The 21,825-nt window shown below is 70.7% G+C and carries 17 protein-coding genes and 1 pseudogene; 13 read left to right on the forward strand and 5 right to left on the reverse strand.

The features are described 5' to 3' along the window. Positions 1-12: 12 nt before the first annotated feature. From BKA15_RS34005 to BKA15_RS34025, 5 genes are all read left to right on the forward strand, one after another. Entirely contained in the window at positions 13-1,221 is a 1,209-nt protein-coding gene (locus BKA15_RS34005; protein WP_179758876.1) for a class I SAM-dependent RNA methyltransferase, read from the forward strand. Between the two features lie 216 nt (positions 1,222-1,437). Then, the gene (trpD, locus tag BKA15_RS34010; protein ID WP_179758035.1) at positions 1,438-2,508 is read left to right on the forward strand and encodes an anthranilate phosphoribosyltransferase; all 1,071 of its coding nucleotides are present in this window, start codon (positions 1,438-1,440) and stop codon (positions 2,506-2,508) included. After that, complete coding sequence (locus tag BKA15_RS34015; RefSeq protein ID WP_179758036.1) at positions 2,505-3,053, forward strand: hypothetical protein; 549 nt, start codon at positions 2,505-2,507, stop codon at positions 3,051-3,053. The genes trpD and BKA15_RS34015 overlap by 4 nt, the downstream gene beginning before the upstream one ends. A gap of 43 nt (positions 3,054-3,096) precedes the next feature. After that, positions 3,097-3,627 (forward strand): hypothetical protein, encoded by a 531-nt coding sequence (locus tag BKA15_RS34020; RefSeq protein ID WP_179758037.1) that lies wholly within the window; start codon positions 3,097-3,099, stop codon positions 3,625-3,627. A 22-nt stretch (positions 3,628-3,649) separates the two neighbouring features. Beyond that, a complete protein-coding gene (locus BKA15_RS34025; RefSeq protein ID WP_179758038.1) occupies positions 3,650-4,720 on the forward strand; it encodes a protein kinase family protein in 1,071 nt (356 codons plus the stop codon). An 82-nt stretch (positions 4,721-4,802) separates the two neighbouring features. Here BKA15_RS34025 and BKA15_RS34030 read toward each other — a convergent pair whose 3' ends face one another. After that, on the reverse strand, positions 4,803-5,369 hold the full coding sequence (locus tag BKA15_RS34030; RefSeq protein ID WP_179758039.1) for a TetR/AcrR family transcriptional regulator: 567 nt from the start codon (positions 5,367-5,369) through the stop codon (positions 4,803-4,805). A gap of 55 nt (positions 5,370-5,424) precedes the next feature. On the opposite strand from BKA15_RS34030, the gene BKA15_RS34035 reads away from it, so the two are divergent. From BKA15_RS34035 to BKA15_RS37150, 3 genes are all read left to right on the forward strand, one after another. Beyond that, positions 5,425-5,808 carry a DUF6463 family protein gene (locus BKA15_RS34035; protein WP_179758040.1) on the forward strand — a complete coding sequence of 128 codons (384 nt, stop codon included), beginning with the start codon at positions 5,425-5,427 and terminating at the stop codon, positions 5,806-5,808. 84 nt (positions 5,809-5,892) lie between these two features. Further along, positions 5,893-6,549 (forward strand): methyltransferase domain-containing protein, encoded by a 657-nt coding sequence (locus tag BKA15_RS34040; protein WP_179758041.1) that lies wholly within the window; start codon positions 5,893-5,895, stop codon positions 6,547-6,549. Next, entirely contained in the window at positions 6,546-7,256 is a 711-nt protein-coding gene (locus BKA15_RS37150; protein WP_312879643.1) for a Pr6Pr family membrane protein, read from the forward strand. The genes BKA15_RS34040 and BKA15_RS37150 overlap by 4 nt, the downstream gene beginning before the upstream one ends. Positions 7,257-7,476: 220 nt before the next feature. Here the strand turns inward: BKA15_RS37150 and BKA15_RS36155 are convergent. Then, a pseudogene (locus tag BKA15_RS36155) lies at positions 7,477-9,465 on the reverse strand (NAD(P)/FAD-dependent oxidoreductase); the annotation flags it as partial. A 130-nt stretch (positions 9,466-9,595) separates the two neighbouring features. Between BKA15_RS36155 and acnA the strand changes: the two are divergent. After that, positions 9,596-12,406, forward strand: a complete 2,811-nt coding sequence (gene acnA / locus BKA15_RS34050) for an aconitate hydratase AcnA (protein WP_179758042.1) — start codon at positions 9,596-9,598, stop codon at positions 12,404-12,406. Positions 12,407-12,480: 74 nt separating this feature from the next. Beyond that, the gene (locus BKA15_RS34055; RefSeq protein WP_179758043.1) at positions 12,481-13,086 is read left to right on the forward strand and encodes a cysteine hydrolase family protein; all 606 of its coding nucleotides are present in this window, start codon (positions 12,481-12,483) and stop codon (positions 13,084-13,086) included. Positions 13,087-13,137: 51 nt separating this feature from the next. Here BKA15_RS34055 and BKA15_RS34060 read toward each other — a convergent pair whose 3' ends face one another. The 3 genes from BKA15_RS34060 to BKA15_RS34070 form a co-directional block, all read right to left on the reverse strand. After that, on the reverse strand, positions 13,138-15,525 hold the full coding sequence (locus BKA15_RS34060; protein ID WP_179758044.1) for an HAD-IC family P-type ATPase: 2,388 nt from the start codon (positions 15,523-15,525) through the stop codon (positions 13,138-13,140). Positions 15,526-15,582: 57 nt separating this feature from the next. Then, positions 15,583-17,124 carry a PQQ-binding-like beta-propeller repeat protein gene (locus BKA15_RS34065; protein ID WP_179758045.1) on the reverse strand — a complete coding sequence of 514 codons (1,542 nt, stop codon included), beginning with the start codon at positions 17,122-17,124 and terminating at the stop codon, positions 15,583-15,585. A 190-nt stretch (positions 17,125-17,314) separates the two neighbouring features. Further along, a complete protein-coding gene (locus tag BKA15_RS34070; RefSeq protein ID WP_179758046.1) occupies positions 17,315-17,848 on the reverse strand; it encodes a Dps family protein in 534 nt (177 codons plus the stop codon). 138 nt (positions 17,849-17,986) lie between these two features. On the opposite strand from BKA15_RS34070, the gene BKA15_RS34075 reads away from it, so the two are divergent. Genes BKA15_RS34075 through kdpB form a run of 3 tightly spaced genes read left to right on the forward strand, consistent with a single transcriptional unit; the run spans position 17,987 to position 21,821 of the window. After that, on the forward strand, positions 17,987-18,076 hold the full coding sequence (locus BKA15_RS34075) for a potassium-transporting ATPase subunit F (protein WP_179758047.1): 90 nt from the start codon (positions 17,987-17,989) through the stop codon (positions 18,074-18,076). After that, positions 18,076-19,737, forward strand: a complete 1,662-nt coding sequence (gene kdpA / locus BKA15_RS34080; protein ID WP_179758048.1) for a potassium-transporting ATPase subunit KdpA — start codon at positions 18,076-18,078, stop codon at positions 19,735-19,737. The genes BKA15_RS34075 and kdpA overlap by 1 nt, the downstream gene beginning before the upstream one ends. After that, positions 19,734-21,821 (forward strand): potassium-transporting ATPase subunit KdpB, encoded by a 2,088-nt coding sequence (gene kdpB, locus BKA15_RS34085; protein ID WP_179758049.1) that lies wholly within the window; start codon positions 19,734-19,736, stop codon positions 21,819-21,821. The genes kdpA and kdpB overlap by 4 nt, the downstream gene beginning before the upstream one ends. The last annotated feature ends 4 nt before the right edge of the window (positions 21,822-21,825 follow it).

Here is a 21,825-nt window from a genome sequence, read left to right on the forward strand (position 1 = left end):
CTGGCCGGGCCGATGTTGGTCGGGCCGGTGCTGGTCGGGCCGGTGGCGCACGGCGGGCACTGTGTGGCGCGGCACGAGGGCCGGGTGATCTTTGTCCGGCATGCGCTGCCGGGGGAGCGGGTCATGATCAAGATCACCGACCGGAGCCACGACCGGTTCTGGCGCGGTGACGCGGTCGAGGTGCTCGAGCCGGCCGCCGGGCGGGTGCCGCCGCCCTGCCCGATCGCCGGGCCGGGGTTGTGTGGCGGCTGCGACTTCCAGCATGCCGACCTGGCCACCCAGCGGGAGCTGAAGCGCCAGGTCGTCGCCGAACAGCTGGAGCGGCTGGCCGGGATCTCCTGGGACGGAACCGTGGAGCCGGCCGGGGACGGCGACGGGCTGGGCTGGCGGACCCGGATGCGCTATCACGTCGTTCATGATCAACACGTCGTTCATGATCAACACAGCGTTCATGATCAACACAGCGGCCAGGGCCGGGCCGGGCTGCGCGCGCACCGGTCGGAGCGGGTGATCGAACTCCCGCCGGGTGGTTGCCGGATCGCCGCGCCGCCGCTGCGGGTGCCGCCGGCGGTGCCGGAGGACGAACTGGTCGGCGTCGCCGACGGCGAGCAGGCGATCTGGGCGACCGGTGATCATCCGGCGGGGACCGTGCGGGAGCGGGCGCTCGGCCGCGAGTTCGCCGTCGCGGTCGACGGGTTCTGGCAGGCGCACCCGGCCGCGCCCCGGCTGCTGACCGACGCGGCGCTGGACGGGCTGGCGCCGGAGCCGGGCGAGACCGCGTTCGACCTCTATTGCGGGGTCGGCCTGTTCGCGGCGGCGCTCGTGGACCGCGGCTGCGCCGTCATCGGAGTCGAGGGCAACAAGCCGGCCGTGCGGCTGGCCCGGCGCAACCTCGCCGACGCCGGCTCCCGGGCCCGCTTCGTCGCCGGCTCCGTCGACCGGGTGCTGGACCGCCCGGAACGTCGCGGCGGCCTGCCGGCCCGGACCGACCTGGTCGTCCTGGATCCGCCCCGCACCGGCGCCGGCCGCAAGGTGGTCGCTGGCCTCGTCCGCCGCCGCCCGCGCGCGATCGCGTACGTCGCCTGCGATCCCGCCGCCCTCGCCCGCGACCTCGGCTACCTGGCCACCGAGGGCTACCGGCTCGACTCCCTCCGAGCGTTCGACCTGTTCCCGATGACCCACCACATCGAGTGCGTAGCCACCCTCCAACCCGCCGACTAGTCACAAAAGCAGGCGTTTCTGCGGCGTGTCGCTGCACAAGTGACCTCTCGATCCTGATCGGCTATCGTCGGGCCGGTGAAGAGTCAGCAGTTGATCTTGTGGTGGTTCGTCGGTTAGGCGGGCCGCTGTTCGATGCTGCGAGAGGGCCGTCTCTGGTGACGGCCGTCGTCCGACTGTTGATCTCCAGGCACGGGTTGCGACTGACCTGGAGGGTTCATGGCCGTCGTTGAGGAAACCACGTGGCGTTCGCTGTTGTCAGCCTTGGCCGAGCGGCGGGACCTGTCGACCGAGGAGACCGGCTGGGCCGTCCGGGAGACCGTCGCGGGGCGTGCGCCGGCCGTGGCGCTGGCCGGTTTTCTGGCTGCGCTGCGGGTCAAGGGCGAGACCGTCGAGGAACTGTTCGGCGTGGTCGAGGCACTCTTGGCTGCCGCGATCCCGGTCCGGGTGGATCGGCCGTGCCATGACATCGCCGGTACGGGAGGTGACGGCACCGGAGCCATGAACCTCTCGACCCTGGCCGCCATCGTCGCGGCCGGCGCGGGCTGCACCGTCGTCAAGCACGGCGGCCGCGCGGCGTCCTCGCAGACGGCAGGGTCCGCGGACCTGATCGAGGCGCTCGGCCTCCCGTTGGCGAACTCGGCCGAACCGTGCCGGGGCGCTGGCGCCGGACGGTTCCGCTATTTGTTCGCCCCGGAGGTCAATCCCGGCCTCCGGCATGCCGTCGACGCCCGGCGCGGCTTGGGGATCCCGACGATCTTCAACCTGGCCGCGCCATTGATCAACCCGGCTCGCCCCGAGCATCCCGTGATCGGCGTCGCGGATGCCGGTCGGGTACGGATGCTGGCGGAAACCCTGCAGCGTCTCGGCCGCCGTGGGCTGGTCGTGCACGGACACGACGGCCTGGACAAGCTGACCACGACCGACGTGTCCGAGGTGTGGATCGTTCGGGAGGACTCGCTGCAGCAGCTGGTGTTCGACCCGACCGCGCTCGGACTTCCGCGCGCGGGACCGACCGACCTGCGCGGGGCGACCGCGGCCGAGAACGCGGAGCGTGCCCGGGCCGTGCTCAGCGGTCGCCGAGGGCCGTTGCGCGACGCGGTCGTCCTCAACGCCGCCGCGGTCATCGTCGCCGGCGACGTGACGAGGACGGATTTCGAGACTCGGCTCGAGGGAGGCATCAGGCAGGCAGAGGAGGCGATCGACAGGGGCAGCGCTGCCGCGGTCCTGGACGACACGCGGGAAGATCGCGTGCGCCGGGACCGGCAGGCTGGTGAAGTGAGTCCATGATCATCTGCCTGATGGGGCCGGCCGGGTCGGGGAAGTCGACCCTCGCCAAGGAGCTGGAGCGGGTCCGGCCGGAGCGGTTCGCGCGGGTGCCGGTCGACTACTTCTTCGTGCCTCGGCCGGCCACTGAGTCGATGGCGGACTATCTGGCCCGGCCGTTCGGGTACGACTGGCCCGCCGTCGACCGCGCCCTGGCCGCCACCGGCCCGGAACGGAGCACGCCGGACTGCGACTTCACGGCGATGCGCCGGCGAGCCCCGTACGGTGGACTGCCGATCGGCCCCGGCCCGGTGGCGGTCCTGGACGGCATGCGGCCGCATCCGCGCTGTGACCGGCTGGTGCTGCTGGAGCTCGAGCCGGCGGAACAGTGCCGTCGGCTGGTCGACCGGGATCGCCGCTGGGGTACGGAGGTCGCGGACCGGCAAGATCATCTCGCCGCGACCTTCCGACATGGCCTGGCCGAACGACCTCGCGACCCCGACCTCCGGCTCTCGGCGGCACAGCCGGTCGACGCGATGATCACCACGCTGCTCGCCCTGCTGGCCTGATCGCCGGGATTCGGGTGGGCCGCAGGGTGGGAGGATCCGGAGCGTGACACTCCAGCGGCACGGCGCGGCGACGGTTCTCTACCGGGCGTCGTACGCCCGCTGGCTGCGGGTGGTGGCCGGCGCCCTGGCCGTGGTGGCGGTCGTGGGGTTCGGTGCGCCGATCCGGGCCTGGCTGGTCAGCGACCGCGGGCCGGACTGGGTTCCGATCTTCTCGGCGGTGATGCTGGTGATCTTGCTCGTGATCATCTGGCGGGGCAGCGGGCAATCGTTCGTCGTCTCGACCGGCGGCATCGTCCTGCGGGGCTGGATGCGCACCGTGCGGATCCCGTGGGCCGAGGTCGCCGCGATCGAGGTCGACGATCGCTCCCTGAGCCTGGGCCAGACCGTCGTCGTGACCCGTACCGGACGCCGGATCGGGTCGCCGATCACCGGAGCCAGGTTCGCGTTCCGGCGCGGCGAGTCGGCGGCCGACCACGGACCCGACCTGCGGCAGCCCGCGATCCCGACCCGCGCCGCCCGCGCCGCCCAGGAACGCCATCGCCGCGGCGAATTCGGGCAAGTCCCGGCGGGGTGATCGAGGCGATTACCGTTCTGCCATGGATTCGGCCCGCCGGCGCGCCCGGTACGCGAAGCTCAGCACCGAACTCGCCCACCTCGACGACGCCGCGTTGCGGAGCCTGGTGGGCGGTCCAGCGACAGCGCCGGGTTGGGGTGACGTCCGGACCGTCGAAGTGGCAGGGGAGCAGGTCTTCGTCAAGATCATTCCGCTGACCGACCTGGAGCTGTCCCGCTCCTATTCGACCCGTAATCACTACCGGTTGCCGTCGTTCTACCAGTACGGAGTGTGGTCAGCCGGGTTCGGCGCCTGGCGTGAGATCGTCGGCCACCTGACGACGACGAACTGGGTGCTCGGCGAGGCTTCGGCCGCATTCCCGCTCACGTACCACGTTCGGGTGCTGCGGCGGACAGGGCGGACCGCGGGCCTGCCGGACCTCGATCACTACGTCCGTTACTGGAATTCGAGCCGGAGCATCGAGCGCTACGTCACCGAGCGAGCCGGCGGCACCCACGAGGCGATGATCTTCCTGGAGCTGCTGCCGCACTCCCTGGCCGACTGGCTGGCGCGCCGCCCGGAGGACGCGCCGCGGCTGATCGGCCAGTTGATCGACACCGCCGGATTCCTGCGTGGGCAGGGAATCGCCCACTTCGACGCCCATCTGGGCAACTTGATGACGGACGGCGAGACCAGCTACGTCACCGACTTCGGCCTGCTGCTGGACGCGCGGTTCGACCTGACCGCGCGGGAACGGGAGTTCCTGGCCCGGCATCGGCTGTTCGACGTCGGCGAGATCCTGACCGCCTTTGGGGCGCAACTCGAGTTCTGGTTCCGATCACTCCCGCCGGGCGACCAGGAGAAGGCCGGCGCCATGATCGACGCCGATGCGGACGCCGGGCCCACTCTTCGGCGGAACCTGGTCCGGCACGCGGAGCGCCTCGACGGGCTGGCCCACCCGGCGCTGGTCGAGGCGGTCGTCCGGTATCGCCCCGTGATCGAGTTCATGAACGACTTCTTCGAGGCGCTGCGGGCGAACCCTCGCAAAAACACGCGGTACGACGAGTCACAGCTCCAGGGCCTCCTGCGGGACACCGGAGTGCCGACCGACTGATCGCCGAACCCCGAGCCCCGCGGCTCGCCGACCGGTCAGTTCTGCAGCGACACACCGCCAAAACCGCTGCTTTGGTGACTGGTCAGCGGGGTTGGGGGGCGGTGAGGAGGTCTACCAGGTAGTCGAGGCGGGGTGGGCGGCGTTCCTTGATCGCTTCGTTCTGGCTGAGCTGGTGGTGCCCGATATAGAAGCCGTACGCCAGCCAGGCCCGGTCGCGGGCCACGGCGGGGGTGAGGCCGAGGTCGCGGAAGACGGAGCGGAGCAGGTCGAGCCGGATCTCGGTGACCCGGGCGACGGCGCCGGCGACCACCGGATCGCCGGCCAGGGCGGCCAGGGCGAGTTCGATCGGATCGGTCTGGCCCTGATAGACGCGCCGGATGATCAGGCGGAGCCGTTCGACCGGGTCGGCGACGGCAAACGCGGTGCCGATCTGGTCGGTGGTGTTCTCCCGCTCCCAGCGGTCCAGCGTCGCGGTGATCAGGTCCTGCCGGTCGGAGAAGTGCCAGTAGAAGCTGCCTCGGGTGACGCCGAGCTGCTTGGCCAGCCGGTCCACCGCGATTCCGTTCGGGCCGCCGTCGGCCAGCGCCTGCAGCGCGGCTCCGGTCCAGTCGTCTCGGCTGAGCAGGGGTTTGCCGTCACGTTCCGCCACCTTCCGTACACTAGCGTATGGTGTCCATACACAACTGTACGGAAGGTGAGAACCCATGCATCGTTGGATCCCCTGGGTGATGATCGGCTGCTCGATCGTGCACATCGGTCTCGGACTGCTCGACCCGCCCTGGCCCGGCGTGCTGGCCGACGGCGTGATCAACTCGGTGCAGAGCATCGATCGGGTGGCGTCGCTCTGGTTCATGGTGGCCGGCCTGGCGTTCCTCAGTCTCGGCCTGGTCACCCGGCGGATGGTCCGGCTGACCGGCCGGGTCCCGGCCGAGGCCGGCTGGGGCCTGATCGCGATCGGTCTGGTGATCGTCCTGCTCCGCCCGTTGGACGGCGGCTGGATCCCGCTCGTCGTCGGCGTGCTCACCCTGATCGCCGCGGCACGGACCGGGGAGTCGGCGAAGACGCGATCGGTGATCACGACACCGTGATCGAACTCGGCGTCCGCCACGCCGAGCGTCTGACCGCGGGCGCGTTCCTACCGTTGACGGTCGCCGGGGTATAGCGTCTCGTCCATGTTGATCTCCACCCGTTCGCTGGCGGAGTACCGGGCGATGTTCGACCTCGCCGACGACGACCTCAAGGGCACGATCCTCGACTGCGCCGCCGGCGGGTCGAGCTTCGTCGCCGAGCTGGGAGAGGCGGCGCAGGCGGTCGCGACCGATCCCGCGTACGCGCAGACCCAGGGCGAACTCGCCGCGGTGCTGTCCGCGGACCGCGAGCAGTGCTTCCAGATGGCCGCCGACCACGGGGACGAGTTCGTCTGGGACTGGTACGGCTCGCCGGAGCGGCGGGACCGGATGCGGATCGCTGCCACGGAACGGTTCCTGTCCGACCGGGCGGCCCGGCCGGACCGCTACCGCGCGGCGTCGCTGCCCGACCTCCCGTTCCCCGACGACAGCTTCGATCTGGTGCTCTGCTCACATCTGCTGTTCACCTGGGACGGACCGCTCGATCAGGACTGGCACGCCGCCGCGATCGCCGAGCTGATCCGGGTCAGCCGCGGCGAGGTGCGGCTCTACCCGCTGGTCCGGCGCGGCGCCGGCGACCCGGTGCCGTACCTCGATGATCTTGCCGAGGCGGTACGCGCAGCGGGCCACACCTGGCAGCAGCGCGAGGTCGGCTTCCGGTTCCAGCGCCGGGCCGGCGTGATGGCCGTGATCACGAAGTGAGCGTGCTGATCGCCCGGATCGGACACGGCATCACCGCTGCCGTCGGGATCTTCGCCCTGGTCGCCCAGCTGGTGCTGGTGATCCAGGGCGCCTCGGTGTTGATCACCGACGACCCGCCGTCGCTGCCGGAACGGTTGCGCCGGTTCGTCCTCTATTTCACGATCCAGAGCAATCTGCTCGCCGCTGTTGCCGCGGTCTCGTTGGTGATCAAGCCCGACCGGGACGGCGCGTTCTGGCGGGTGCTCCGGCTGGCCGCCGTGATCGGGATGATCATCACCGGGCTGGTGCACTGGTTCTTCCTCCGGCCGCTGCTCGACCTGGAGGGCTGGTCGTACGCGACGGACAAACTGCTCCACGTCGTCGCGCCGATCCTCGTACTGGCCTGCTGGATCGCGTTCGGCCCGCGGCCGCGGATCGACCTGCGGACCGGCCTGCTGGCGCTGATCTGGCCGGTCGCCTGGGTGGTGCTGATCATGGTCCAGGGCGCGGTGAGCGGCTGGTATCCGTACCCGTTCCTCGATGTCGGCAGCCGGGGTGCCGGACCGGTCGCGATCGCCATCGCCGGCGTCGCGGTCGCCATGATCGTCACCGGACTGCTGACCGCTGTCGCGGAGCGGCGGCTGCCGGCGTGGCTCGGACCGGATCGCCCACGATCACCCCGAACGAGCCCGGCCGCAGGTAGCGGACCGCGAGGTTCGCGGCCGTGACCAGCCGGTTCCGGCCGCCGAGCAGGTACACGATGTGGATCGCCAGCCAGGTCAGCCAGGCCAGCGGCCCGGTGATCTTGGGCCCGATCGGCAGCTCCACCACCGCCGACCCCTCGCCGATCGTCGCCATGATGCCCTTGTCGAAGTAGCGGAACGGGCGCAGCGGCTGATCGCGTTCCAGCCGGAGGATCTGCCGGGCTGCGTGCTTGCCGGTCTGCAGCGCCGGCTGGGCCAGCTGCGGCAGGGGATAGGACTGGATCACGGCCGCGTCGCCGGCGCCGAACACCTCCGGCCGCCCGGGCACCCGGAGGTTCCGGTCCAGCAGCACCCGCCCGGCCCGGTTCCGGTCCAGGCCCCAGGTCGGCTCGGCGGCGCCGCGCACCCCGGCCGTCCAGACCACCAGGGAGGCCTCCAGTTCGCCGCCGTCGGCGAGCCGCACGGCGTCCGGCCCGACCTCGACGATCGGCGTGTTCAGCCGGACGTCGACGCCGCGCCGGCGCAGCTGGACCAGCGTGTAGTCCTGCAGCCCGGGCGCGAACGGCCCGAGCAGCCGCGGTCCCGCCTCGAGCAGGATGATCTTGACCTGGTCGGCGTCCAGCTCGGGATAGCTGCGCGCCAGACCATGATCACGCAGCTCGGCCAGGTTGCCGGCCAGCTCGATCCCGGTCGCCCCGCCGCCGACGATGACCACCGACCGGGCGATCCCGTCGCCGGCCCGGGCGGCGTCCTCCAGGATCCCGAACAGCCGGTCCCGGACGGTCAGTGCGTCCGGCCGGGTGTAGATCCCGATCGCGTGCTCGGCGACCCCCGGGATCCCGAAGTCGTTGGCCACCGCGCCACCGGCGACGACCAGGTAGTCGTAGCCGATCCGCTCGCCGCCGGCGGTCGTGATCATGGTCGCGTCGTGATCGATCTCGGTGACCCGGTCGCAGACGAACCGGAGGCCGGGACGGCCGGCCAGCGCGTTGCGGATCGGGTAGGTGATGTCACCGGCGTTCAGCCCGCCGGTCGCCACCTGGTAGAGCAACGGCTGGAACGTCGCGTACGTGCGCTGGTCGATCAGGGTCACGTCGGTGCCGGACTTCGCCAGCTCCTTGACCGCGGCCAGACCGGCGAATCCACCACCGATCACCGCGACCCGGGTCGGCGGATCGTACGTGCCCGGGCGGCAGACCGCCCGGCTGCGCCGCAACAGCGACACCGCGCCGACGCCGAGGGCGGTGCCGATCCCGCCGAACGCCAACCCGCCGAAGATCAGGATCAGCGGCAGGTCGAGGCCCGGCACGGCCGGCGGCGGCGGCAGGGGCATCAGGCCGGTCAACCCCAGCAGCCCGCCGATCAGCAGCGGGTAGCCGTACGCGATCAACGGAACCGCGGCCAGGCCCGCCGGGACCAGTAGCAGCGGAGCCGGCAGCCAGCGCGGCAGCCGGGCGAGCAGCAGCACGGCCAGGATCATCCCGACCCCGGCCGCCAGCACGGTGACGTCGACGCCGAGGTCGGCCAGCGTCCGGGCCAGCGGTGACATCGCCGTCCCGTCCGCCGAACTCCGCCACTCGTCGCCGGTGACGCCGAGCAGTGTCTCGCCGAGTCCCCAGCCGAGCTTGACGACGGCCCACGGGAACACCGCGATCAGGGAGATCGCCGAGGCGACACAGACGGCCGCCGGAGCCATCGTCGGTGCCGGACGTTCGAGCTCGGGCCGGGCCGCCGACCGGTGGTGCCCACCGCAGTGCAGGCAACTGCCCCGGAACCGGCGCCATTCGATCATGGTCAGCCGGACGAAGCCGATCAGGGCGACCGCGGTCGCCGCCTGCCAGAGCAGGCCGAACGGCGCCGCGACCCGGCCGGTGATGATCAGACCGAGCACACTCAGCGGCAGCGGTGCGGCCTGCAGCAGCGCGGCCGTGGCGCCGAGGATCAGCCCGGTCAGGGCGAGCGGCCGGGGCCGGAGCCGGGACCGCAGCCCGAAACCGGAGAAGACGGCTCCGGCTCCGGCGGCCGAGGTGGCGATGATCACGGCGGCGAGGAGTTGGGTGGCGGCCGGCCCGAACCTGGGCGTGCCGTCGTCGGCGAGGAGTGGGAACGTGTAGGTCATGCCCACCAGCCAGGTCGAGGCCACCGCGATCGAGGCGATGGCCCAGACTCCGGTCACGATCAGGGCCAGCCGGGTACGGCTGCCGTCGCGCGATTCGGCATGCAATGCTGTCATGACCCCAGCCTCGCCCGGCCGACGACCGAGCGGATCCCCTCCGGAGCGGGACCGCCCTCACCCCTCCGGGTGAGACCCCGACAAGAGTGATATCTTGACGTCAAGACAACGAGACCCCCACGGAGAATTCATGAGCGTCAACAGTTTCCGTCCCGTCGACAGTTTCGGGGCCCTCGGCGACCTCGAGGTCGGCGACCGCTCGTACCAGATCTTCCGGTTGTCCGCCGTCGACGGTGCCGACAAGCTGCCGTACAGCCTGAAGATCCTGCTGGAGAACCTGCTGCGGACCGAGGACGGCGCGAACATCACCGCCGACGACATCCGGGCGCTGGCCGGCTGGGACCCGAACGCGGAGCCGAGCAAGGAGATCCAGTTCTCCCCGGCCCGCGTCGTGATGCAGGACTTCACCGGCGTCCCGGCGATCGTCGACCTGGCCACCATGCGGGAGGCCATGGCCGACCTCGGCGGCGACCCGACCAAGATCAATCCGCTGGCACCGGCCGAGTTGGTGATCGACCACTCGGTGATCGCCGACGTGTTCGGCACCGCGGACGCGTTCGCGCGCAACGTCGAGATCGAGTACGGCCGCAACAAGGAGCGCTACCAGTTCCTGCGCTGGGGCCAGACCGCGTTCGACGACTTCAAGGTCGTGCCGCCCGGCACCGGCATCGTGCACCAGGTCAATATCGAGCACCTGGCCCGGGTGATCTTCCCCCGCGAGATCGACGGCACAACGTATGCCTACCCGGACACCTGTGTGGGTACGGATTCGCACACCACGATGGTCAACGGCCTGGGCGTCGTGGGCTGGGGCGTCGGCGGCATCGAGGCCGAGGCGGCCATGCTGGGCCAGCCGGTGTCGATGCTGATCCCGCGGGTGGTCGGCTTCAAGCTGGCCGGCAAGCTGCCCGAGGGCGCCACCGCGACCGACCTGGTGCTGACGATCACCGAGATGCTGCGCAAGCACGGCGTGGTCGGCAAGTTCGTCGAGTTCTACGGGCCGGGCGTCTCCGAGGTGCCGCTGGCCAACCGGGCCACGATCGGCAACATGAGCCCAGAGTACGGCTCGACGATCGCGGTCTTCCCGATCGACGACAAGACGATCGAATACCTGAAGCTGACCGGCCGCGACCAAGATCAACTCGCGCTGGTCGAGGCGTACGCCAAGGAGCAGGGCATCTGGCACGACGACGAGCGCGAGGCTGCCTACTCCGAGTACCTGGAACTCGATCTCGGCAGCGTGGTGCCGAGCATCGCCGGGCCGAAGCGGCCGCAGGACCGGGTCTCGCTCTCCCATGCCAAGCAGGGCTTCCGGGAGGCGCTGCGGGAGTACGTGAGCGAGGACGAGCAGGGTTACGACGAGGCCGTCGCCGAGTCCTTCCCGGCCTCCGACACCCCGTCCCGCGGCACCGGCAACGGCGCCGCCGCTCCGAAGGAGTACGGCGAGCACGGTGACGGCGGGCGGCCGAGCAAGAAGGTGCCGGTCACCCTGGCCGACGGGTCGAGCTTCGAACTTGATCATGGTGCCGTGGTGATCGCCGCGATCACGTCCTGCACCAACACGTCCAACCCGAGCGTCATGATCGGCGCCGCGCTGGTGGCCAAGAAGGCGGTCGAGAAGGGCCTGACCCGCAAGCCGTGGGTGAAGACGACGCTGGCACCGGGGTCGAAGGTGGTCAGCGACTACTACGACCGGTCCGGACTCACCCCGTACCTGGACAAGCTGGGCTTCAACCTGGTCGGCTACGGCTGCACCACCTGCATCGGCAACTCCGGCCCGCTGATCCCCGAGGTCAGCGACGCGGTGAACGAGAATGATCTTGCCGTGGTGTCGGTGCTGTCGGGCAACCGGAACTTCGAGGGCCGGATCAACCCGGACGTCAAGATGAACTACCTCGCCTCGCCGCCGCTGGTCGTCGCGTACGCCCTCGCCGGCACGATGGACCTCGACCTGCAGAACGACGCGCTCGGCACCGACGAGGCCGGGAATCCCGTGTACCTGAAGGACATCTGGCCCACCGAGGCGGAGATCGACGAGATCGTCGCGAGCTCGATCGGCGCCGAGATGTTCACCGAGTCGTACTCGGACGTGTTCGCCGGTGATCAACAGTGGCAGTCGCTGCCGACGCCGGAGGGCCAGACCTTCGAGTGGGACGCCGAATCCACCTACGTCCGGAAGCCGCCGTACTTCGACGGGATGCCGGCCGAGCCGGAGCCGGTGACCGACATCGCCGGCGCCCGGGTGCTGCTCAAGCTGGGCGATTCGATCACCACCGACCACATCTCGCCGGCCGGTTCGATCAAGGCGGACAGCCCCGCGGGTGCTTACTTGACCGAGAACGGCATCGAGCGGCGGGACTTCAACTCCTACGGTTCCCGGCGCGGCAACCATGAGGTGATGATCCGGGGCACGTTCGCCAACATCCGGCTGCGCAACCAGCTGGCGCCGGGCACCGAGGGCGGCTTCACCCGCGACTTCACCGTCGCCGACGGCCCGGTGACCACGGTCTACGAGGCGTCGCAGCACTACCTGGCCGCCGGGACGCCGCTGGTGATCCTGGCCGGCAAGGAGTACGGCTCCGGCTCCTCCCGGGACTGGGCCGCGAAGGGCACCGCCCTGCTCGGCGCCCGGGCCGTGATCGCGGAGTCGTACGAGCGGATCCACCGGTCCAACCTGATCGGCATGGGCGTGCTGCCGCTGCAGTTCCCGGAGGGCCAGAACGCGGAATCGCTCGGGCTGACCGGCGAGGAGACGTTCGAGATCACCGGCATCACCGAGCTCAACGAGGGCCGCACGCCGAAGACGGTCAAGGTCACCGCGACCGGCTCCGGCGACCCGGTCAGCTTTGACGCGGTGGTCCGGATCGACACCCCGGGCGAGGCGGACTACTACCGCAACGGCGGCATCATGCAGTACGTCCTCCGCTCGCTGCGCGGCTGAGCGAAGCTCGGCCGCCGCCTGACCGGTGTCATTCGACACTGGTCAGGCGGCGGCGGACGCGCGAGGATCGGTCGATGGCCGATTTCACGGTGGTCCCGGATCGCACCGCGTTGATCAACGTGGACATGCAGAACTGTTTCGTCGAGGGCTACCCGAGCTCCGCGCCCGACGGCCCGGCGACGCTGGCCCGGGTCAACGGCCTGGCCGAGGTCTGCCGCGCCGCCGGCATCCTCGTCGTCCACACCAGCCACGTGCTGCGGCGGGACGGGTCCAACGTCGGGGTGCTCGGCGAGATCAATCCTCTGGTCCTGGGCATGCTGACCGAGGGAAGCGAGTCGGCCGCGCTGCACCCCGACCTCGTCATCGACGACCGCGACGTCCTGCTGGAGAAGCCGAGGCACGGCGCGTTCCAGAGCACCGACCTCGATCTGATCCTGCACGCGCGCGGGGTCGACACGGTGATCATCAGTGGCTTCGCGACCAGCGTCTGCTGCGAGACCACGGCACGGGAAGCGGTGGCGCGGGACTTCCGGGTCCTCTTCCTCAGCGACGGCACCGCGACCGCGGACATGCCCGGTGCGACGGCGGCCGAACTGCAGAAGGCGACCCTGGCCACGCTCGGCTTCCTGTTCGCCGAGGTCCTCACCGTGGCCGAGCTCACCAGGAAGATCGCCGGCTGAGGCCGGACGAGGTACTTCGGTGGATTTCCGCCGCGAACAACCGGCGGAAATTCACTCCCGGAGGCGCTTCACCCACCGGTAGCCCGCGTAACCGGCAACGCCGGCCCCGATCGCGATCGCGGCGGCGGCGAGGTTCCACGGGGTCGGGCCCTCGAGATCGAAGAAGTCCGCCAGCGGCGGTGTCGCCAGCACCACCGCGAGCGCGGTCGCGCAGGCCCCGACCAAGATCATCTTCCACCACACGTACGGCCTCGCCGCCAACGCCAGCGCGCCGACGGCGAGGCCGAACAACGTGATCGTGGCGGTCACCTGGGGCAGCACGGTGCCCGGCCCGTGGTGGTTCAGCGCGACCAGATAGACGATCCCGGTCGGCACCGCGCAGCAGATCCCGGCCGGCACGGCGAACCGGAGCACGTGCTTGACGAAGTCCGGCTCGGCCCGCTCGAAGGTCGGCGCCAGCGCCAGCAGGAACGCCGGGATCCCGATCGTGAACGCGTTGATCAAGGACTGGTGGATCGGCAGGAACGGGTACGGCAGCGGCGGCCGGCCGGTGATCCAGGCGAACGTCGCGCCGAGCGCGATGAACAGGGCCAACCCGATCGCGTACGTCGTCTTGGTGAGGAACAGGTCCGCGACCCGGCCGATGTTGCCGATCACCCGGCGGCCCTCGCCGACCACGTGCGGCAGGGTGGCGAACTCGTCGTCGAGCAGCACCACCTGGGCCACCGAACGGGACGCCGCCGAACCGGAGCCCATCGCGATGCCGAGGTCGGCGTCCTTGAGGGCCAGCACGTCGTTCACCCCGTCGCCGGTCATCGCCACCGTGTGGCGGCGGGACTGCAGCGCCTTGACGAAGGCCTGCTTCTGATGCGGCTGGACCCGGCCGAAGACGGTGGCCCGCTCCAGCAGGTCGGCCAACTCGTCGGGGTCGGTCGGCAGCTGCCGGGCATCCACCGGTTCGGCGGCACCGTCGACGCCGAGCCGACGGGCCACCGCACCGACCGAGACCGCGGCGTCGCCGGAGATGATCTTGACCGCGACGCCCTGTTCCTTGAAGTACGCCAGCGTCTCGGCGGCGGTCGAGCGCAGCCGTTGCCGCAAGATCACCAGCGCCCGCGGGACGACGCCGATCGCCCCGCCGGCGGTGGTCGCCGACTCGGCGGTCACCAGCACCAGCACCCGCAATCCCTGGGACGCCACCCGGTCCGCCTCGACGCCGGCCGGATCGTCGGGGTCCAGCAGCACCTCCGGAGCGCCGAGCAGCCAGGTGCCCTGACCGGCGAACGTTGCGCCGCTCCACTTGCGCGCCGACGAGAACGGCAGCACCTCGTCGGCCGGCCACCCGGGAGCCGCGACGCCGGAGGTGGTCAGGTGCGTGGCGACCGCCCGCACGGTCGGGTTGGGGGTGTCGTCCGCGGCCACCAGCGCGGCCAACGCCTCGCCGATGGTGCGCTCGTCCGTGTCGCCGACCGGCCGTAGCTCGTCGACGTCCATGCCGCCCTCGGTGAGGGTGCCGGTCTTGTCCAGGCACAACACGTCGGTCCGGGCCAGCCCTTCGATCGCGGGCAGTTCCTGGACCAGGCAGCGGCGGGCGCCGAGCCGGACCACGCCGACCGCGAACGCGACGGAGGTCAGCAGCACCAGCCCTTCCGGAATCATCGGCACGATCCCGGCGACGGTCGACACGATGATCGCGCGCCAGTCGGCCGTGTACGCGAGCTGACTGATCACGAGCAGGACGGCGATCGGGACGATCAGCCAGGTGATCAACTTGATGAACCGGTTGATGCCCTCGCGGAGGTCGGAGCGGGCCAGCGCGAACCGGCTCGCCTCCTCGACCAGCTTGGCGGCGTACGCCTCGGCACCGATCTGCTCGGCCCGGAACACGCCGGAACCGGCGACCACGAACGACCCGGACCGGACACCGTCGCCGACGGCCTTCGGCACCGGGTCCGCCTCGCCGGTCAGCAGCGATTCGTCGATCTCCAGGTTGCGGGACTCGATCACCGGCCCGTCCACCATGACGCGATCACCGGGTTCAACCAGCACAAGATCATCACGGACCAGCTGGTCCGGTGCGACCTCGGCGACCTGCCCGTCGCGGCGCACCTTGGCCGGGGCGGCGTTCAGCAGCGACAGCTTGTCCAGGGTCCGCTTCGCTCGTACCTCCTGCAGGGTGCCGATCAGGATGTTGGCCACGATCACCAGCGCGAACAGACCTTGCTTCCACCCGCCGAACGACACGGCGATCACCGCCAGCACGCCGATCACCCCGTTCAGCGGAGTGATCAAGTTCGCCCGCAGGATCTGCGAGAACGGGCGCGAGGTGCGGCGCCGCGCGTGGTTGACGGCCCCGGCAGCGACCCGTTCGGCCACCTCGGCGGCCGTCAGACCGGTCTCGGATCCCACGACACGCTCGGCGGTACCTGGCTCGCCCATGTCCTACCTTTCACCCGGCGAAGATTCTGCGGCCCCCGTCCGAAGGTAGAGCACGACTCAACCGAACTGCTGCACGCAGAGCAGGTCGGGCCCGACTCCGGCGATCCGCTCTCCGACGTTGACCGTGTAGAGCCCCTCGAGCTTGGCCGTGGCCCGCCGCTCCCCGGTGGCCAGGTCGACGACATCGGCCCGGTAGGCGCCGAGGAGCAGTTCGTCCTTGATCAGGATCGGGGTGTCGGTGTGGGTGATGTGCTCGTTGATCCAGGTGATCTTGTCCTGCTTCGGGTCGACCAGCATCGCCCCGCCCTCGCCGACTAGCAGGGTGTGCTCGCCGACGGTCTCGGCGCCCGGCATCGTGGTCTGGCCGAACGCCGATCCCGAGCCCGGGACGCTGTACGGCCGGCCGACCTTGCCGGTCTCGGGATCGACGGCGACCGGCGCGCCGACCTCGTTGATGAAGATCGGCCGGTTCCGGTCGACCCCGACGCCGTCGTCGCCCGGGAAGGCGAGCCGCGGCCCGGTGACCTTGAGCAATTCCTGGCCGGCGTACGAATACGCCCTCGCACCGTCCGGCTCGTTGCACCAGAGCCGGCTGCCGTCGTCGACCAGCCGGGAGCACCGCGGCATCATGATCAACTTCCCGGTGCGCGGCTGGACGAACGCGGTCCGCTGGCCGGCCCACAACGCCACCAGGCCGCCGTCTCCGGTCTGCTCCGCCTTCGGGCCGTACCCGACGTCGCGGAAGCGCGGCCGGTCCATCACCACGCCTTCCCGGTCCGGGTCCTTGCGCGCGATGATGCGGTTCTCGCTGAACAGCTGCCCGTGACCGGGCTGCTTGTTGAGGTCCAGCTCCCAGCGCGGCTTGAGGGTCGCGAGATCGAAGCCGTGCAGCACGGCGTGCGGGGCCGGCTCGCGTTGCTCCAGCACCACCAGGGTGTCGCCGGAGCGGTGCAGGGCGCTGAACCAGCCGGCCACCTCCCGGCTGATCCGCGGCTCGCCGGTTCGCGGGTCGAGCAGGTGCAGCCGCCACCTCCGGCCGAGGCCGGTCGCCGGGTCCCGGTCCAGCAGCTCGGCGCAGGCCACTCCGCGGCGATCCGCTTCGGTGGCGCAGAGTCCGCCCTCCATTGGGCGGTCCCACAACGGCCGGCCGGTGGCCGGATCGAGGCCGTGGGCGACCATCCCGCGCTCGTCGTCGTCCCCGGTCAGCGCCACCCAGATGTCGGCGACCTTCGGATCCACGGCCGAGACGTACGGGCCGGAGAAGTCGCCGTCCACCGGCCCGACGAACTCGGCACCGGTCAGGTCGGGCCGCAGCTGGCCCGGCTCGATCCGCCAGGGGACGGTGACCGGCCGCTCCGGGACCGGGGGCGCGGACGGCCGCGGCGTCGGCCGCTCGATCCGGGGCCGGTCCGCGTACCCGGTCCGGTCCAGCAGGCCGGCCACGCTCCGGCCGGCGACGACGGCAGCGGCGATCAGCAGCACGACGACGACCCCGATCACCACGATCGGCACGTACGCGGGCGTGCGGGACCGGGGAGCCGTCGGCCGCGGCGGCTGCCAGGCCGGCCAGGACGGCGGGTCGGGCCAGCGACCGGTCACCCCGCCCGGTTCGGGCGGTCGGCCCGACCGCCCAGGCTCGGGCGGCCGCGCGCCCGCCGGTTCTCGGCGGCCCCCGGGCGGAAGCCACGCGTCGGGACGCTGCTCGGGCGGCTCTCCGCCTCCTGGCTCGACCATGGCGCCCATCCTGGCAGGGCCGGGGCCGACCCGGCCTCCCGGCGAGCCGGGCGGGCTACTCGTTGATCGGGCGCGGGATGCTGCGGTTGGCGATCCGGTTCTCCGAGTCGATCATCCAGGCCAGCTGCTCGATCCGCTCCAGGATCGAGTGCAGCAGATCCGCAGTGGTCGGGTCCTCGGCGTCGACGGCGTCGTGGATCCGGCGGGCCGTGCCGGCCACGGTGTAGAGCGCGGTCGTGATCAGGTCGACGGTCTCGGCCGTATCCACCTCGTCGGCCGGGAACTCGGCCAGGCTGGACCGGTCGGCGACGGTCGCGGCGCGGCCGTCCGGCGTCACGTAGATCGCCCGCATCCGTTCGGCGAGGTCGTCGGAGAACTCGCGGGCCGCCGCGACCACCTCGTCCAGCTGCAGGTGCAGGTCGCGGAAGTTCTTGCCGACGACGTTCCAGTGCGCCTGCTTTCCCTGCAGGTGCAGGTCGATCAGGTCCACGTGCAACTGTTGCAGGTGATCCGCCAGCGGTCGGGACGCCCGAAAGCTCGGGCTGGCGGCGTGGGCGACGGTACGGCGTCCGGGCAGGGTGTCACTCATCGGTGCTCCTTTCGCTGACTCCGGCCAGGTACCCAGCGCAGGGGCGCGCCTAACGGGCGGGTTAAGACGGCGTCAAGATCGATGAGGACGGCGTCAACGACCGGCCGGGACCGCCCGGGCCCGCGTTGAATCGTGATCATGAGTCTCGAATCCGCCGGCTTGATCGTGCTGGTCGCCGGCCTGATCGTCTACTTGGTCGTCACGCTGGTCCTGCCGGAGCGCTTCTGATGGCGCCGGAACTCTCGGGGGTCCTGACGATCGCCGCGCTGATCGGCCTGCTGGCGCTGGTCCACGTGCCGCTCGGCGACTATCTGGCCGCGGTGCTGACGCCGACCCGGCACAACCGGGTGGAGCGGGTCACCTACCGGCTGCTCGGCGTCAACCCGGACAACCAGCAGAGCACTACCAGCTACCTGCTGGCCACGCTGGGCTTCTCGCTGGCCGGCCTGGTCGTGCTGTTCCTGATCTTGGTCGGGCAGGGCGCGCTGCCGTTCAGCCGGGACCTGCCGGGGATGCCGTGGGACATGGCGTTCAACACGGCGGCCTCGTTCGTCTCCAACACCAACTGGCAGTCCTACGCGGGGGAGTCCACCCTCGGCTACACCGCCCAGATGGCCGGTCTGGCCGTACAGAACTTCGTCTCCGCGGCCACCGGCATCGCCGTCTTCGCGGCCGTGGTGCGCGGCTTCCTCGCGGTCCGGTCCGACGTCCTGGGCAACTTCTGGGTCGACCTGATCCGGATCTGCTTCCGGCTGCTGCTGCCGATGGCGATCATCGGCGCGGTGATCTTGATCGCGACCGGCGTGGTGCAGAACTTCGCGCCGGACCAAACGATTACCACGATCGCCGGCGGTCAGCAGACCCTGCCGGGCGGCCCGGTGGCCAGCCAGGAGGTGATCAAGGAACTCGGCACCAACGGCGGCGGGTTCTTCAACGCCAACTCGGCACACCCGTTCGAGAACCCGAACGGGCTCAGCAACCTGTTCGAGATCTTCCTGCTGCTGGTGATCCCGTTCAGCTTGCCGCGGACGCTCGGCACCATGCTGCGCAACCAGAAGCAGGGCCTGGCGATCCTGGCCACCATGGCGATCCTGTGGCTCGCCTCGGTCGCGCTGACGGTCTGGGCCGAGGTGTCCCGGGTCGGTGCGGCGCCGCAGCTGGCCGGCGCGGCACTGGAGGGCAAGGAGGTCCGGTTCGGCGCCTGGGCCAGCGCGTTGTTCGCGGCCAGCACCACCGGCACCTCGACCGGCGCGGTCAACTCGATGCACGACTCGTTCACGGCACCGGGCGGCGGCGTGATCATGCTCAACATGCTGCTCGGTGAGGTGTCGCCGGGCGGGGTCGGCAGCGGCGCGTACAGCATGCTGGTGATGGCCGTGCTGGCCACGTTCATCGCCGGGCTGATGGTGGGCCGGACGCCCGAGTTCCTGGGCAAGAAGATCGGCCAGCAGGAGATGACCTACGTCGCCCTGTTCGTGTTGATCATGCCGGTCTGCGTGCTGGTCGGCACGGCGGCGGCGATCTCGCTGCCGAGCACCCCGGACGCGATGGCGAACTCCGGGATCCACGGCTTCTCCGAGGTGGTGTACGCCTACGCGTCGGCCGGCAACAACAACGGCAGCGCGTTCGCCGGTCTGACCGTGACCTCGACGTTCTTCCAGATGACGCTCGGCCTGGTGATGCTGATCGGGCGGTTCGTGCCGATCGCGCTGGTGCTGGCGCTGGCCGGGTCGGTGGCCCGAGCCGGCACCGTACCGAAGACGTCCGGGACGCTGCCCACCCACACACCGCTCTTCATCGGCCTGCTGATCGGCGAAGTGTTGTTGATCACTGGCCTCACCTTCTTCCCGACGCTCGCGCTCGGACCCATCGCGGAGGCACTCTCATGAGCAGGACCGATCTCAAGGTGGCGCCGGAACTCGACCGGCCGGCACCGGTGACGCACAAACGGCGGCAGATCGTGCACGCCGGCCTCGGCCGGCAACTGGTCGAGGCGTTCCCGGACGCGCTACGGAAGCTGGACCCGCGGCACCTGTTCCGGTCGCCGGTGATGTTCATCGTGTGGCTGGGTGCCATCCTGACCACGATCCTCGCTGTCATACAGCCGAGCCTGTTCAACGCCGGCATCGCGATCTGGCTCTGGCTGACCGTGATCTTCGGCAACCTGGCCGAGGCGGTCGCCGAGAGCCGTGGCAAGGCGCAGGCCGACACGCTGCGCGCCACCCGCAGCGACACCGTCGCGCACCGGCTCGAGACCGACGGCACCGTGACCGAGGTGCGGAGCACCCAGCTCAAGATCGGCGACCGGGTCCGGGTCGTCGCCGGGCAGATCATCCCGGGCGACGGCGACGTGGTCGAGGGCGTCGCGAGCGTGGACGAGTCGGCGATCACCGGCGAGTCCGCGCCGGTGATCCGGGAGGCCGGCGGCGACCGGTCCGCGGTCACCGGCGGCACCACGGTGCTGTCCGACGAGATCGTGGTCAAGATCACCGCGGCACCCGGGGAATCCTTTCTGGACAAGATGATCGCGCTGATCGAGGGCGCGACCCGGCGCAAGACACCGAACGAGATCGCGCTGTCGATCCTGCTGTCCAGCCTGACGATCATCTTCGTGCTGGCGGTGGCGACGCTGCAGCCGATGGCGACGTACGCCGGCGCACCACAGCAGGTGGCGGTGCTGGTCGCGCTGCTGGTCTGCCTGATCCCGACCACCATCGGAGCGCTGCTCAGCGCGATCGGCATCGCCGGCATGGACCGGCTGGTGCAGGCGAACGTGCTCGCGATGTCCGGCCGGGCCGTCGAGGCGGCCGGTGACGTCAGCACCCTGCTGCTGGACAAGACCGGCACGATCACGTACGGCAACCGGCAGGCGGCCGAGTTCCGGCCGCTGGCCGGGGTCGGCGACGCCGAGCTGCGCGACGCGGCCCGCTGGTCCAGCCTGGCCGACCAGACCCCGGAGGGCCGCTCGATCGTCGAGCTGGGCCTGCGGCAGGGATCCCGCGACGACGACCTGCCGAACGGCGCGACGTTCGTCGAGTTCACCGCCCAGACCAGGATGTCCGGTATCGACCTGGCCGGCCCGGACGGCGAGGAACAGATCCGCAAGGGTGCCGGTTCGGCGATCCTGGCCTGGGCCGGGACCGACGCGCCCGGGCTGGCCGAGGTCGTGGACGAGATCTCCGCCGCCGGCGGCACCCCGTTGGTGGTGGCGACCAAGATCGGCGACCGGGCCCGGATCCTCGGCGTGGTCCACCTCAAGGACATCGTCAAGCCGGGCATGCGGGAGCGGTTCGACCAGCTCCGGGCGATGGGCATCCGGACGGTGATGATCACCGGCGACAACCCGCGCACCGCCAAGGCGATCGCCGACGAGGCCGGCGTGGACGACTATCTGGCTGAGGCGACGCCCGAGGACAAGATGGCCTTGATCAAGTCCGAACAGGCCGGCGGCCGGATGGTCGCGATGACCGGCGACGGGACGAACGACGCGCCGGCGCTGGCGGCCGCGGACGTCGGGGTGGCGATGAACAGCGGCACCGCCGCGGCGAAGGAGGCCGGCAACATGGTCGACCTGAACTCCGACCCGACGAAGTTGATCTCCATCGTGGAGATCGGCAAGCAGTTGTTGATCACCCGCGGCGCATTGACCACGTTCTCCATCGCCAACGACATCGCGAAGTACTTCGCGATCATCCCGGCCATGTTCGCGGTCGCCTACCCGGGGCTGCAGGCGCTGAACATCATGCGGCTCTCCTCGCCGGCCTCCGCGATCCTGTCCGCGGTGATCTTCAACGCGCTGATCATCGTCGCGTTGATCCCGCTCGCGCTGCGGGGCGTGAAGGCCCGGCCGGCGGCCGCGGCGGCGACCCTGCGCCGCAACCTGTTGATCTACGGTCTCGGCGGCCTCATCGTGCCGTTCCTCGGGATCAAGATCATCGACCTGCTCGTCTCCCTCATCCCAGGAATTGGCTGAAGAT

Source organism: Microlunatus parietis, from assembly GCF_013407955.1.
Lineage (GTDB): Bacteria > Actinomycetota > Actinomycetes > Propionibacteriales > Propionibacteriaceae > Microlunatus > Microlunatus parietis.

Excerpts from the sequence above, each read along its gene's own strand:
- BKA15_RS34040 (WP_179758041.1), top strand. The coding sequence starts at position 5,893 with ATGTTGATCTCCACCCGTTCGCTGGCGGAGTACCGGGCGATGTTCGAC.
- BKA15_RS34075 (WP_179758047.1), top strand. The coding sequence starts at position 17,987 with ATGAGTCTCGAATCCGCCGGCTTGATCGTGCTGGTCGCCGGCCTGATC.
- trpD (WP_179758035.1), top strand. The coding sequence starts at position 1,438 with ATGGCCGTCGTTGAGGAAACCACGTGGCGTTCGCTGTTGTCAGCCTTG.
- BKA15_RS34070 (WP_179758046.1), bottom strand. The coding sequence starts at position 17,848 with ATGAGTGACACCCTGCCCGGACGCCGTACCGTCGCCCACGCCGCCAGC.
- BKA15_RS34015 (WP_179758036.1), top strand. The coding sequence starts at position 2,505 with ATGATCATCTGCCTGATGGGGCCGGCCGGGTCGGGGAAGTCGACCCTC.
- kdpA (WP_179758048.1), top strand. The coding sequence starts at position 18,076 with ATGGCGCCGGAACTCTCGGGGGTCCTGACGATCGCCGCGCTGATCGGC.
- BKA15_RS34025 (WP_179758038.1), top strand. The coding sequence starts at position 3,650 with ATGGATTCGGCCCGCCGGCGCGCCCGGTACGCGAAGCTCAGCACCGAA.
- acnA (WP_179758042.1), top strand. The coding sequence starts at position 9,596 with ATGAGCGTCAACAGTTTCCGTCCCGTCGACAGTTTCGGGGCCCTCGGC.
- BKA15_RS34055 (WP_179758043.1), top strand. The coding sequence starts at position 12,481 with ATGGCCGATTTCACGGTGGTCCCGGATCGCACCGCGTTGATCAACGTG.
- kdpB (WP_179758049.1), top strand. The coding sequence starts at position 19,734 with ATGAGCAGGACCGATCTCAAGGTGGCGCCGGAACTCGACCGGCCGGCA.
- BKA15_RS34060 (WP_179758044.1), bottom strand. The coding sequence starts at position 15,525 with ATGGGCGAGCCAGGTACCGCCGAGCGTGTCGTGGGATCCGAGACCGGT.
- BKA15_RS34005 (WP_179758876.1), top strand. The coding sequence starts at position 13 with ATGTTGGTCGGGCCGGTGCTGGTCGGGCCGGTGGCGCACGGCGGGCAC.
- BKA15_RS34035 (WP_179758040.1), top strand. The coding sequence starts at position 5,425 with ATGCATCGTTGGATCCCCTGGGTGATGATCGGCTGCTCGATCGTGCAC.